Origin of the sequence: Paenibacillus sp. FSL H8-0122, assembly GCF_038005345.1 — a bacterium.
GTDB lineage: Bacteria > Bacillota > Bacilli > Paenibacillales > Paenibacillaceae > Paenibacillus_AQ.
Window position 1 is genome coordinate 1,225,286 of the sequence record NZ_JBBOTB010000001.1, and the last position, 13,980, is coordinate 1,239,265.

The 13,980-nt window shown below is 54.3% G+C and carries 8 protein-coding genes; all 8 read left to right on the forward strand.

Translation table 11 applies throughout. The annotated features are described in order from the left end of the window. The first annotated feature begins 132 nt into the window (after window positions 1-132). The 8 genes from NSS64_RS05495 to NSS64_RS05530 all read left to right on the forward strand — a co-directional run bounded on the left by NSS64_RS05495 (window position 133) and on the right by NSS64_RS05530 (window position 13,964). A complete protein-coding gene (locus NSS64_RS05495; RefSeq protein ID WP_341139458.1) occupies window positions 133-1,725 on the forward strand; it encodes an extracellular solute-binding protein in 1,593 nt (530 codons plus the stop codon). A 133-nt stretch (window positions 1,726-1,858) separates the two neighbouring features. Then, window positions 1,859-2,725 carry an ABC transporter permease gene (locus tag NSS64_RS05500; protein WP_209877623.1) on the forward strand — a complete coding sequence of 289 codons (867 nt, stop codon included), beginning with the start codon at window positions 1,859-1,861 and terminating at the stop codon, window positions 2,723-2,725. Between the two features lie 27 nt (window positions 2,726-2,752). Continuing rightward, on the forward strand, window positions 2,753-3,625 hold the full coding sequence (locus NSS64_RS05505; RefSeq protein WP_340939018.1) for a carbohydrate ABC transporter permease: 873 nt from the start codon (window positions 2,753-2,755) through the stop codon (window positions 3,623-3,625). Between the two features lie 8 nt (window positions 3,626-3,633). Further along, window positions 3,634-5,367: a hypothetical protein gene (locus NSS64_RS05510; RefSeq protein ID WP_341139459.1), complete on the forward strand. Its 1,734-nt coding sequence runs from the start codon at window positions 3,634-3,636 to the stop codon at window positions 5,365-5,367. 94 nt (window positions 5,368-5,461) lie between these two features. Then, window positions 5,462-7,831, forward strand: coding sequence for a glycoside hydrolase family 95 protein (locus NSS64_RS05515; protein WP_341139460.1), 2,370 nt, complete (start codon window positions 5,462-5,464; stop codon window positions 7,829-7,831). Window positions 7,832-8,069: 238 nt separating this feature from the next. Beyond that, a complete protein-coding gene (locus tag NSS64_RS05520; RefSeq protein WP_341139461.1) occupies window positions 8,070-8,240 on the forward strand; it encodes a hypothetical protein in 171 nt (56 codons plus the stop codon). A gap of 148 nt (window positions 8,241-8,388) precedes the next feature. Further along, window positions 8,389-12,723, forward strand: coding sequence for an endo-1,4-beta-xylanase (locus NSS64_RS05525; RefSeq protein WP_341139462.1), 4,335 nt, complete (start codon window positions 8,389-8,391; stop codon window positions 12,721-12,723). A gap of 281 nt (window positions 12,724-13,004) precedes the next feature. Further along, window positions 13,005-13,964 carry an ABC transporter permease gene (locus NSS64_RS05530; RefSeq protein WP_076076378.1) on the forward strand — a complete coding sequence of 320 codons (960 nt, stop codon included), beginning with the start codon at window positions 13,005-13,007 and terminating at the stop codon, window positions 13,962-13,964. Window positions 13,965-13,980: the final 16 nt, after the last annotated feature.

The following is a 13,980-nucleotide window of genomic DNA, read 5'->3' on the forward strand; positions in this document are numbered from 1 at the left end:
CAATAGGAAACATGTATATTGTCGAATTCCGCAAACGATGTAATAATTCATCACATGGTCAAGCCGTAAGCATCATACAGAGACAACAGGCTGATTGAAATCAGAAATCGAAAGGGATAGGTGACAGGAAATATGACAAATGATAACGGTAAAAGAAAGTTGGCTTTCGGTCTCTCAGCGGTTCTTATGTCATCCATGGTATTGTCTGCATGCTCGTCTAAAGATTCCAGTGGAGCAAGCGGCAACGGTGCAGCACCAGCCGGCAGCTTGAAGATCGAAATTTTTGACCGTGGCAATGCGCCGGCCGGTGTTACGGCATCCGATAATTTCCTCACCAATTATGTGAAAGAGAATTTCGGCAAGGCTAACAATATTAATGTGGAATTCGTGCCTATCCCCCGCTCGGAAGAAGTGACCAAGCTTAATGTCCTGATGGCCAGCGGAACCGATGTTCCTGATATCGTCTTCACCTATGACTCCGGGACCTTCAACAAATATGCCGAGCAGGGCGGGCTGACGGATCTGACTCCGCTGCTGCAAGAACACGGACAGAACCTGACCAAGTTCCTTGGCGAGGATACTCTACGCTACGGTCAATACGATGGCGTCCAGTATAGCATTCCCGCCAAACGCTCTACGATAGGTAAATATGCTTCCTTCATCCGTCAGGATTGGCTGGATAAGCTGGGGCTTCCCGTTCCGGCTACCTCAGAGGAGCTATATAATACACTGACCGCCTTCAAGACCAAAGATCCGGGTGAAACCGGCGGCAAGGTGATTCCGCTGGGCATGACGATTGCTGCGGCACAGTATGATTCGCTGGTCTGGTCCTTCATTAAGCCGGTCAGCGAGCAGGAGCGCTTCGAGCTTACACAGAACCTGAGCTCCCGGGATTACCCGATTCTGCTGCCCGGATTCAAGGATGCCATTCATTATATGAACAAGCTGTATAACGAAGGGCTGATCAGCAAGGATTTTGCCCTGGATGAGAATAAAGAGACCCTTACACAGAATATCGGGAACGGGCTTGTGGGCGCATTCAGCGATGATAACGATGCGATCTTCTACCCTGACGGTACTTATGACGTTCTGACGAAGAATAACCCGAAGGCTGTGCTGAGCGCCATTGATCCGTTCACGAACAGCGAGGGGAAGACGGCCAAGCCGGTATCTGCTCCGAACGGGATGTATATCATGATTCCCAAGTCCAGCAAGCATGCGGTGGAAGCAATTAAGTATCTGGACTGGATGTCTGCAGATGGTCATCTGCAATATATCCAGAACGGGATTGAAGGCGAGCATTACAAGCTGGAAGACGGCGTGCCGGTCTCCATTCCGGATCTGTCTGTCGAATCCTCGAACAAGCTGTCTGGCGGCGGGGATATCGGGATTATTGCGAACGGACGGATTTTTGAGAGCCAGGAGAAGAATAATGAAGCCTTCGTGAAGAGCTTCCGCACCCAGTATCAGGATATCATTGCGAAATCACTGAATATTTCCACCACTAACCCGATTGAGCCGGTGTTCACCAGCCGTCCGATTGAGGCAGAAAGCAAATACGGCACGACACTTAGCGATAAAATCAAGCAGCTGATGGTGAAATCTACAATGGTCTCCCCTAGCGAATTTGAAGTTACCTATGAGAGTATGCTGAAGGACTACATGTCGAGCGGCGGACAGGCCATTCTGGATGAACGCAAGGCTGCCTACAGCGAGCAGAAATAATTGAATTCGAGGTCCGTGAGGGAGGGGGAGCGGCAGGGCTGCCGGTCTTGGCTGCTTCCCCTTACAGCCTTAGGGGCACAGTGGAGGAGGAATCGTTGTGGGATACACCCGTTATTTCCGCAGAAATTGGCAGATGTACGCATTGCTGGTCTTACCCATGCTGTTCTTTATTATTTTCAAATACGGTCCAATGTATGGTGTGCAGATTGCGTTCAAGGACTTCAACTTCTTCAAAGGCATTGGTGGCAGTGAATGGATTGGTCTTGACGGATTCCGCGAGGTATTTGCGAATCAGGACTTTTATATAACCTTACGCAACACGTTGATGCTGAACTTTCTGGATCTGATCGTTTCTTTTCCCGCCCCCTTGATTATTGCCATTATGCTATTTGAGCTGAAGGTGGTCTGGTTCAAGAAGCTGTCGCAGACGATTCTGTATATTCCGCATTTTATTTCCTGGGTAATCATCGGCGGGATTGTGTACCAGCTCTTCGGCCAGCAGTCGGGGATGATTAACAACCTGTTAACGAGCCTGGGACTGGATGCCATTCCTTTTCTCTCGGACAAAAATTATTGGCTGATCACGTACCTGCTGACCGGTGTCTGGCAGAGCGCTGGCTGGGGGACGATTCTCTATCTGGCTGCACTCGCGGGCATCAATAAAGAGCTGTTCGAAGCGGCGGAGGTCGATGGGGCCGGAAGAATCAAGCGCATTCTGCATATTACGATTCCGGGGATCAAGCCGACGATTGTTACGCTGCTGATCATTAATCTGGGCAACATGATCTCGATTGGCTTCGAGCGGCCGTTTGTGATCGGTAACCTTGCGGTTATGGAATACTCGGATGTGCTGAGTACCTTTGTCTACCGGATCGGTCTGGAATCGGGGCAGTATACGCTGGCTACGGTGGTTGGATTGTTCCAGGCGGTGGTCGGACTTCTGTTCCTGCTGGCGGCGAACTATATCTCCAAGAAGCTTACAGACGAGAGCATCCTATAATCAACCTTTGGATCGGGAGTGTACATTATGAATGAAAGAGCAGCTAACAAGGCGTTTGATACATGGATTGTGATCTGCTTAACCTTATCGGTGCTGGCATGTCTGATTCCATTCGTGCATATTCTCGCGGTATCCTTCAGCGGAACGGTCCCGATTGCTTCGGGCAGAGTCACTCTGTTCCCTATGGACTTCAATATTGAGGCGTATAAAAAAGTGTTCAGTGATGCCGCTATGATCCGCTCACTGGTCTTCACCATATTCCTGACGGTGCTGTTCACAGCGCTGTGCATGATGATGACGGTTGCGGCGGGCTATGCCCTGTCGAAGAAGGATCTGAAGGGCCGTAAAATCTTCATGTTCCTCATTGTCGTCACCATGTTCTTCAGCGGCGGTATTATTCCAGAATATATTCTGACACGGGAGCTGCATTTGCTGAATACGATCTGGGCGCTGGTGCTGCCCGGGCTGATCAGCCCCTTCTATATGATTATCCTGATTTCTTTTCTGGCGGGTATTCCTGACGCGCTCAAGGAATCTGCTGAGATTGACGGCAGCAGCCAATTCGGGACGCTGATCCGTATCATTCTGCCGTTATCCACGCCCGTGCTTGCTACCTTAAGCCTGTTCTATGCAGTCGGCAGATGGAACGGATTCCAGGACACGCTGATGTATATCACGAAGCCGGAGCTGTATCCGCTCCAGTTGAAGCTCTATCATATGATCCAGAACAGCCAGGTATCCGATCTGATGAGAATGGAGGGGAATGCGGTCAGCACGGTTGTGCCGGAGAGTCTGAAGGCGGCTACTGTAATGTTCGCCACAGTGCCTATTCTGCTCGTCTATCCATGGCTCCAAAGATACTTCGTCTCGGGTGTGATGACCGGGGCGGTGAAAGGGTGAGCAGACAGATGTTCAAGAAGATAACGGACATTAATGACAAATGGACAGAGGAATCCATGGAGCAGCAAATAACTGACCGGGAGAGCCGGTACTCCGGGGGTGTGCGTGATCCGCTGAGCGGCGTAGCCTGGCCGAATCATACCGGCACGGCCCAGTATCTGGCGGCATGGGCGGCAGCACTGGTGAATCCGCAGTCCCGGTATTACCGGGATCCCGCGCTGCTGGGGCAGCTGCAGGAGGGGATGGCGTTCATGCTGCGGTTCCAGCATGAGGATGGCACGATCTCGCCGGGCTGGACGAATTATCATTCCCCGCCGGATACGGCGTTCGTGGTGGTCGGATTAGCCAATATCCTCACGCTGCTCGAGCGGGAAAGCTGGCCGCCGCTGAAGCCGGTGGCGGATCAGATTAGAGTCTTCCTGGAGCGTACGATTCCGGCAATGCTGACCGGGGGGGTGCATACCCCGAATCACCGCTGGGTGCTGACTGCCGCGCTGGGGTCTTTATACCGGATTTTTGCCCTGGAGGAGCTGCAGGCAAGAGCCGGAGAATGGCTTCAGGAAGGGATGGACATTACGCCGGACGGCGAATGGACGGAGCGGAGTAACGGAATCTATAATACGGTCAGTGACATTATGCTCTATTACGCCGCGCGGGATCTGAACCGTCCTGAGCTGCTGGAGCCGGTCCGCCAGAATCTGCGGATGATGAAATATCTGGTTCACCCGGACGGTGAGGTGGTCACCGATTACTCGGGGCGGCAGGATTTCGGCAGCGTCTACTCGCTGGCTGACTATTATCTGTGCTATCAGCTGATGGCAGAGCATGACCGCGACCCGGAATTCGCGGCTCTCGCGGAGCTGGCAGGCCGCTCGGTTATGCATCCGGGTTCGCTGCCTAATCAGATTATGCTGGGATTCCTGCTCTATCCGCAGATGCAGGCGGGTTCAGTCACGCCGGGAGAACTGCCGGACAGCTACCGTAAGGTAATCAATGGCACGTGGAGTCGTCAGGAGCTGATCGGCCTGATCGGGCAGGGCGGCTACGGCGGGCCTGTCCGCCACAGCAAGCAGCATACGGAATTCGGCGCTCCGGTAGCCCGGGTGCGCAGCGGGAATACCAGTGTAAGCGTGATGACCGAGGCTTCCTCGCTGTTCTCGCTGCGGCATGGGCGGGCAAGGCTGCTGGGGGTTCAGCTGGCTTCTAGCTTCGAGCCGGGACTGATTACGATGGATACACTGACGGAGATTTCGGACGGCTATCTTCTGGAGTCTGTAGCCGGAAAGGGGTATTACGGCACGATTCCTGCGGACAAGCTGCCATCCCGGACCGGCCTGCCTACCAGCCCGTGGTATCTGCTGCCTCATGGCGAGCGGCCGCTTACCCATAACCAGACGAGCAGTGTCTGCGTGAAGGTAAGCGAGTGGGAAGCAGGCTGGGATTTGCATTTCTCAGCGGCGTCTCCGGCAGATGTGCTGACCCAGATCGTCCTGCTCTTCGGCAGCGAGGGCAGACTTGAAGGCTCCGCGCTGACGCCGGTACCGGGGATGAGCGAGGCTTCCTTCTGGACCGCCGGAACACTCCGCTATAGCACAGGGGAGGACTGGATGGAGCTTGAGCAGGGCTGTCATGAGCATCACCTGGCCGATATCCGGGGGATGAGCTATCCCGAAGGCTGCCAGAAAGTCATCGTAACACTCATCACTCCTCTGGAATATAGCCTGCGGATTCGTCTTTCCTGACAGATGCCTATATAATGAAAGGGTTATCAGGACTTATCAGGAATTAAGGGTTCAGCCAGATTAGAAATTACGGTGTATGGAGGTAAGCTGCGCAATGAATATTTCATTTAATACCCCTGCCACTTTTTGGGTGGAGGCGCTTCCAGTCGGGAACGGACGGCTGGGGGCTATGATTTTTGGCGGCATTGAGAAGGAGCGTCTGGCTCTGAACGAGGACACGCTGTGGTCCGGGTACAAGACAGACTGGAATAATCCGGAGGCCCGCGAGGTTCTCCCTGAGGTAAGGGCGCTGATTGCGGAAGGCAGGAATGAAGAAGCAGATGAGCTCTGCAAAAAAATGATGGGCCCCTACGCCCAGTCCTACCTGCCGCTGGGGGATCTGCTGCTTACGATGGAGCACGGGCAGACCATAGACGGGGAGTATAGCCGGAAGCTGGACTTGTCCACGGGTGTTGGTACCGTCTCCTATGTGATCGGCGGTGTCCGGTATACCCGGGAGGTCTTCTCCTCTCACCCGGACCAGGCGATCATTGTCCGCTTAACGGCCAGCGAGGAGAACCGGCTCAGCTTCCGGGCGAAGCTGGACAGTCCGCTCCGCCACCGTTCGGAAGCAGACGGGGAGCACTACACGATTACCGGACATGCTCCTGAATATGTGGCACCGAATTATTATGAAGTCGATCAGCCGGTCCGTTACGGTGGAGAGTCCCCCCGGAGTCTGGAGTTCCACGGCCGTCTGGCTGCGGTCCAGACTGGAGGCCGTCTGGAAGCTACTGCTGACGGTATCCAAGTTACCGGCGCAACGGAAGCGGTTCTATACTTCAGTGCGGCAACCTCGTTCGATGCGGAATCGGGCACAGTGAAGGCGGATTATGATGTGCGGCAGCAGACTGCAGAAGCGGTACAGCGCATCATCGATGAGCCTTATGCCGGGCTGCGGGACCGTCATGTTGCCGATCACCGGGAGCTGTTTGACCGGGTAGAGCTGCATCTGGGAGAGAGCCTAGCTCCTGAGGGCATGCCGACGGATCAGAGAATTGCCGCCTACGGCAGTAACGATCCTGGTCTGGTGGAGCTTCTGTTCCATTATGGCCGTTATCTGCTAATTGCCAGCTCCCGTCCCGGCACACAGCCGGCGAACCTCCAGGGCATCTGGAATCAGGATACCCGGGCGCCGTGGAGCAGCAATTACACGCTGAACATCAATGCGGAGATGAATTATTGGCCGGCAGAGGTCTGCAATCTGTCCGAGCTGCACCAGCCGCTGATTGACTATACCCGGAGGCTGGCGGTCAACGGCAGTGAGACGGCCCGGATTAACTATGGCGCACGCGGCTGGGTAGCCCATCATAACGCCGATCTCTGGGCGCAATCGGCTCCCGTTGGCGGCTACGGCGACGGAGATCCGGTCTGGGCATCCTGGGCGATGGGCGGGGTATGGCTCACCCAGCATCTGTGGGAGCATTATGCCTTCAGCGGCGATCTGTCCTATCTGCGGGAGACCGCATATCCGGTAATGAAGGAAGCGGCCTTGTTCTGCCTGGATTGGCTGGTCGAGAACCCGGACGGGTACCTGATTACCTCACCATCCACTTCTCCTGAGCACAAAATCGTAGACGGCGGCAAGAAGTATGCCGTCAGCGAAGCAGCGACCATGGATCTGTCGCTGATCGCGGAGCTGTTCACGAACTGTAGCCTTGCTGCCGGATTGCTTGAGCTGGACGGGGAATTTGCGGCTGAGCTGGAGGCCGCCCGCGCGCGGCTGCTGCCGTTGCAGATTGGTGCCGGAGGGCGGCTTCAGGAGTGGTCGGCGGATATGGAGGATGAGGATGTGCATCACCGCCATGTCTCCCATCTGGTCGGGGTCTACCCCGGCAGATCGGTAACGGAGAAGCTGGTCCCCGAGCTGTATGAAGCCGCCAGAACCTCGCTTGAGATTCGCGGGGATGGCGGAACCGGCTGGAGCCTGGGCTGGAAAATCGGACTATGGGCCAGATTCAGACAGGGTGACCGCGCCAAGCAGCTAATCTCCAACCTGCTGACGCTGGTTCAGCCGGAGGCCGTTAACAATGAACGCGGCGGTGTGTATCCGAACCTGTTCGACGCCCATCCGCCGTTCCAGATTGACGGAAACTTCGCGGCTACGGCCGGAATTGCCGAGATGCTGCTGCAATCCCATCAGGGATATCTGGAGCTTCTGCCCGCCCTGCCTTCAAGCTGGAGCGAAGGAAGAGTGAAGGGGCTGCGGGCACGCGGCGGCTATGAAGTGAACCTGACCTGGAGCGCTGGCGTTCTCGGGCAAGCGGAGGTGACCGCTCATCTTGGGGGCATCTGTTCGATGCTGGCAGAACGCCCTCTGGAGATTACGCGCGGAGAAGAACGGCAACGGGTAGAGCCGGATTCGGACGGTCTGGTGAGTATTGAGATGCAGACGGGGGAACGCGTTAGTGTACGGTATGCTTAGCAGATAAGGCGGAGTGAATAATAGTTATGCAAATTGCAGCACGCTTCAGATTGTGGAGTGTGCTGTTTTTACGTTGTTTGGGTAGTGCGCGGGGCGAATGTAATCGAAAAACCGATTACATCGCGACGGGTAGTGGTGTCCGGTCCAAATGTAATCGAAAAACCGATTACATTGTGCCGGAAGGTGACGTGCGGTCCAAATGTAATCGAAAAACCGATTACATTGCGCCGGGATGGTGGTGTCCGGGCCAAATGTAATCGAAAAACCGACTACATTGCGCCGGGTGGTGCTGCGCGGTCCAAATGTAATCGAAAAACTGATTACACACAATGTGCTGGGGAAAAACGGGCGGGGGTCTGGTGTGAATGCTGCTGTGGCTCTGGGTGCACCTGTGGCGGGAGTAGCATAGTTACAGGTTCCGCTAGTGGTCTGCAATTCCCCTGCCCTGCTTATCATTTTGTTATCAATCCTATCAAATTGTTATTTGTAAACGATTTCCAAACAGCTATAATTCAACCTGTAAGCGCTTTATAATGATGATTCTTAGGAGGGTACAGATGCTCAAGCGTAAACGAATGATGAGCCTCACGCTGGCGCTGGTCGTCCTGGCAGCTTCGGTGCTGCCGATGCGGACACCGGTCTATGCTGCGGCAGAGGGAGGCACGGCAGTTGTTCTTGCTTCGGACTTTGAGGATGGCACCGCACAGGGCTGGACCAAGAAAGGCGACGAACAGCTTACAGTAACGAAGGAGGTCTATCATGGAGGCTCCTACAGTCTGTACGTAGATGGACGGACCAAGGATTGGGAAGGGCCTAATCAGGTTCTGACGGACCACATGACTCCGAACACAGCCTACGCGTTGGAAGCGTGGGTGAAATCTCCGGCGCCGGTCAAATTCACGGTACATACCAAAATCGGCGAAAAAGAGGACTGGACGCTTGTAGCGGAACTTAGCGGAGCGAAGGAGTCCGGGGATTGGACGTATCTGGAAGGTACTTTTATTACAGGCGATAAGGTTGGCTTCACGGAGATTTATGCAGAAGCCGCAGCAGGAACCGCATTCTACGTGGATGATATCAAGATTACCGCCGCAGCGGCTGAAGTCCCGGAGGGAGAGGAAGGGCTGCGTACGGATTTTGAAGACGGAACGCTTCAGGGCTGGAAGAACCGGATTGGGCCGGAATCGTTGTCGGTGAGTCAGGATACGGCTAATACCGGAACTCACAGTATGCTGGTCGAAGGAAGAGAGCGCAGCTTCCATGGGCCAAGCCTGAGTGTGAAGGAGCATCTGCGGCCGGGCAAAAGCTACCAGTTCTCGCTGTATGTCCGCCTGAAGGAGAAGCCGGAGGCCGACAAAAGTCTGCAAATGACGGTGTATAAGAAGGCCGGCTCCGAGAGCTGGAATGCGATTGAGAAGGTTAACATTAAGGCCGATCAGTGGGATCAATGGCATCTGCTGAAGGGGAATTTCCAGTACAGCGACCAGCCGTCCGAGGTGAACCTGTTCGTGGAGACTCCTTATATTACAGAGGAGACTGTGGATACGTTATCTTTTTATGTAGATGATGTGGTGATTGAGCCTGCACCTGAGATGAGCATTGAACAGGATATCCCTGCGCTAAAAGACATCTATGCGAACGATTTCGCCATTGGTGCTGCTGCGTACTCTTGGCAAATGGAAGGGGTCTACGGGGAGCTGCTGAAGAAGCATTTCAACAGCATCACAGCCACCTATGAAATGAAGCCCAAATTCCTTGCTCCTTCCGAGGGCACTTATGTGTTCGACGGGGCGGATAAATATGTGGATTTTGCCCAGGCGAACGGTATGGGACTTCGCGGACACGCACTGCTGTGGCATGTGGATGCTGCCGAATGGATGTTCACGGGCCCTGACGGCCAGCCGGCCAGCAGAGAGCTGCTGCTTACACGCCTACAGAGCTATATCGAGACGGTTATGCACCGCTATAAGGGCAAAATCTATGCCTGGGATGTAGTGAACGAAGCGATTGCCGACAATGGCGGCGGCCCGGAAGGGATGAGACTGTCCCCCTGGTATAACCTGATTGGTCCGGACTATATCGAGAAGGCATTTGAATTCGCCCGTGCGGCGGACCCGGAAGCGAAGCTCTATTACAATGATTATTACACAGAGGTACCGGAAAAGCGTGAGCATATCTACAAGCTGCTGAAGACGCTCAAGGCGAAAAATCTGATTGACGGCGTGGGCCTCCAATCTCATCACGGGCTGTTCTCCCCATCCATACCGGAGATTGAAAAGACGATCCAGCAGTTCTCCCAGCTTGGGCTGGACATTCAGATCACCGAGCTGGATGTTGATTCGGGCATTAGCCCTTCTGCTCCGCTGCCTGCAGATATCGCTGCGCGGCAGGGCAAACGCTATAATGATCTGTTCGAGCTCTACAAGAAGTATAAGGACACGATCTCCTCGGTCTCTATCTGGGGCGTGCAGGATGAGAAAAGCTACAACAACCATGCCATGTTGTTCGATGAGCAGCTGAAGGCGAAGCCTGCTTTCTGGGGGGCGGCGGATCCTTCCAAGCTGCCGGCCATTCACAATGTAGCTGTTGCGCTTGAGGGTACGCCTCAGGCAGGCGCAGCCGGGAAAGCCCTGTGGAGCAAAACAGCAGGGATTCCGCTGGAACAGGGCAGCACCGTAAATGCCAAGGTTCATACGCTCTGGGATACAGATAACCTGTATGTGAAGGCAGACGTTACCGATGTAAGTGTGAACGGGGAAGACAAGGTTGAGCTTTTCCTGGATGAGAACAATGGGAAGACTACGGCTTATCAGCCGGATGACCGCAAGATCAGCTTGTTGCGTTCGGGCTCCGGGACAGCAGGGATCAGCTTCACCAGCACAGAACGTGAGGGCGGTTATATCATTGAAGCGAGAATTCCGCTCGTAACGGTCAAGGGTGCCGCAGGCGTGGAACTGGGTCTCGATGTCCGTGTCAGCGATGCCGGTGCTCCGGGCTCTGTTCCTGCCTACTGGAATGACAGAAGCAGCTCCCAGGATACGGATACCAGCCATTATGGGGTTCTCCGGCTCTCTGCAATGCCTAATTCGGCGGAAGCGCCGAAGGGTCAGGTGAAGATCGACGGACAGATGGATGCGCAGTGGGAGAAGGCGAAGCCATTTGAAGTCAAATTGACTTCCGCTCCATACAGCACCACCGCAGAAGCCAGATCAATGTGGATGGAGGACAGCCTCTACCTGATCGTAGATGTGAAGGATGCCGTGCTGAAGGCGGATGCCGCGAATCCATGGGACCAGGACTCCGTGGAGATCTTCATCGATGAGAATTTCAGCAGAACCCCGTATTATGAAGGGGATGACGGCCAATACCGGATTAACATTAATAATGTGGCGTCCTTTGGCGGAGGGGCCTCGGACAGCAGATTGACCAGCGCGGTGGTCCATACGGACACCGGGTACCGTGTGGAAGCCAAGATACATTTCGGCACGATCAAGGGGGCGGCAAGAAGCTCCATCGGGCTTGACCTCCAGATCAATGATGACCGGGGCGACGGCACCCGCAGTACAAGTAAATGGAATGACAGGGGAGAGGATACGTGGCGGGATACCTCCAATTTCGGGATTTTGACCTTTGTGGCACCTGAGGCGGCACCGCCAACCCCTACAGATGGGACTTCTTCGTATCTATCGTCAGGCTCGTTACCACCTGTGAAGGCATCTGCTCCGGCAGCAGTGAACTTCACGGATGGCAAACTTACCGTTCAAGCTTCCCCGGATCAGGCCGGCATCCTGAATGTGGATCTCTCACCGGAGGCGGTCCGCCAGGCGGTGCTTCAGTCGCTGGACAGCGGCATCCTGAAGATTGCCGTCAAGCCTGCTTCTGGTGCCGAAGAGTTGCGGCTTAAGCTTCCGCTCCAGAGCTTGGCGGCACAGCCGAAGATTCAGGAGATTCGAATAGAGAGCGGCTTCGGGGCGGTTCTGAGCCTGAATACGCAGCTGCTGAAATTGCAGGATGTACAGCCCGGAGATGTGCTTCAGCTTCAAGTGAGGCGGGCGAAGCAGGACGGATGGCCGGCAGCGGTGAAGACCCGCTTGAACGGAGCAGCTGTACTGGACTTCTCGCTTGCTATCCATGGAACCAAGAACACAGCGGTGGACGCTGCTGCGCTTACCCTGCTGCTGCCTTATGAACTTAAGTCAGGCGAGCGGGCACACCAGCTTGCGGTCTATCAGGTGCTGGAGAATGGTAAGCTTGTAGTTGTGAAGGATCGTCATTATGACCCGGCTACAGGCTATGTCTCCTTCAAGACCAAGGAGCTTGGACAATATGGGGTTGCCATGGTGAAGCTAACGGATCACAAGGGCAGCAAATGGGCTGCCGAGAGTGTTGAAGCTCTGGCTGCAAGGGGAATCCTTCCTCTGGGAGCAGAGGCTTCCTATGAGTCGGGGGTATTGATGAACCGGGCGGAATTTGCCCAGCTGCTGGTTGATGCTTTTGATCTTCAAGCTGGAGCAGCCGCCTCAGGCTTCAAGGATGTCAGTAAGGATTCCCCATATGCCGAGGCTATTAACATTGCTGGAGCCTTAGGCATTGTAAAAGGTAGAGCAGACGAGCTCTACAGTCCGAGCGATGCACTCAGCCGTCAGGAAATGGCGGTCATGCTGAACCGGCTCATCCAGCTGGAGCAGATCAAGCTGAAGGGCGATTCCGCTGTTATTCACAGCTTCAAGGATCTGAACCAGCTGAGCGCGGAAGCTTCAGGCGCTATTGAGAAGCTGCGGGCTGCCGGAGTCATCCAAGGCGCGCAGAACGGCAACTTCCTGCCCAAGGCTCAGATGACCAAGGAGCAGGCTGCCGTGGTAGTGTACCGGATAATCAGTCTCAATCAGTAGAGTAGTGAATTAGTAGACTAGTCTCAGCAAGTCTATAGCATTCAGCGAGCAGCGGTTCTCCCAGGTAAGGGGGGCCGCTGTTTTTTTGTGATGGGAGTAACCGTAACGGTTTGTTCTTTTGCATGCAGTGACCTTGCCCCCACACTTAACATAGTTATCATTTTGTTATCGATGCTTTGTATTTATCATGTATCTGTCATGTCCGGCTAGGTATTATTAATTTATAAACAAAGTAAACGGATACACGTTGACCAGCAAAGGGGAGCAGAAGCATGAAAAACATGGTTACGCCAGCCAGCGTAAAAGGCGAGAAACTGGATGTCAATGCGGGGAGGCCCCGGAAAAAATCGAAATGGACCAAGAACCTTAGTCTCGATCTGATGGTTCTGCCGGCTTTGATCCTAACCGTGATCTTCGCCTATATTCCAATGACGGGCCTTGCGATTGCCTTCAAGAATTACAAGCCGGGCTTAGGCTTTAGCGCCTCCAAGTGGGTGGGGCTGGAGCATTTTGAATATCTGTTCAGTATTCCCGAGAACGTTCAGATCATCTGGAACACACTGATTATTGCCGGTCTGAAAATGATCGCCAACCTGATCGTTCCCTTCTTATTCGCACTGCTGCTGAATGAGATCCGCAAGATGGCATTCAAAAAAATGGTACAAACCATTGTCTATATGCCCCACTTCCTGTCATGGGTGATCCTGGGCGGTATCCTCTCCGACCTGCTGGCCAGAGACGGAGGCCTGATCAACCAGGTGCTGGTCAGTGTATTCGGCATCCAGCCGATCTTCTTCCTGGGTGACGGGAACTGGTTCCGGTTTGTCGTTGTAGTGAGTGATGTCTGGAAAGAGTTCGGCTTCAACACCATCGTCTTCCTGGCCTCCCTGGCGGGAATTAACCCGGCACTCTATGAAGCTGCTGAGGTAGACGGAGCAGGGCGCTGGCAGCAGACATGGTCTATTACGATGCCGGCCATGCTGCCGATTACCATCGTTGTTGGAACACTGGCGCTGGGGAACGTGCTTAACGGCGGCTTTGACCAGATCTTCAACCTGTATAACGCGCTTGTCTTCGATAAAGGGGACATCATCGATACATTTGTCTACAGACTAGGAATTGTTGATGGTAAGTTCAGCTTCTCCACAGCGGTAGGATTGTTCAAATCCGTTGTCAGCTTTGTCTTGATCGTAACAGCTTACCGCCTTTCGTATAAATTCGCTAACTACCGTATTTTCTAGAATGGAGGCCAATCTG

What these genes read in the sequence shown, in the direction of transcription:
- NSS64_RS05500 (WP_209877623.1), top strand. Translation starts at nt 1,859, where the DNA reads ATGTACGCATTGCTGGTCTTACCCATGCTGTTCTTTATTATTTTCAAA.
- NSS64_RS05505 (WP_340939018.1), top strand. Translation starts at nt 2,753, where the DNA reads ATGAATGAAAGAGCAGCTAACAAGGCGTTTGATACATGGATTGTGATC.
- NSS64_RS05525 (WP_341139462.1), top strand. Translation starts at nt 8,389, where the DNA reads ATGCTCAAGCGTAAACGAATGATGAGCCTCACGCTGGCGCTGGTCGTC.
- NSS64_RS05510 (WP_341139459.1), top strand. Translation starts at nt 3,634, where the DNA reads ATGTTCAAGAAGATAACGGACATTAATGACAAATGGACAGAGGAATCC.
- NSS64_RS05495 (WP_341139458.1), top strand. Translation starts at nt 133, where the DNA reads ATGACAAATGATAACGGTAAAAGAAAGTTGGCTTTCGGTCTCTCAGCG.
- NSS64_RS05530 (WP_076076378.1), top strand. Translation starts at nt 13,005, where the DNA reads ATGGTTACGCCAGCCAGCGTAAAAGGCGAGAAACTGGATGTCAATGCG.
- NSS64_RS05515 (WP_341139460.1), top strand. Translation starts at nt 5,462, where the DNA reads ATGAATATTTCATTTAATACCCCTGCCACTTTTTGGGTGGAGGCGCTT.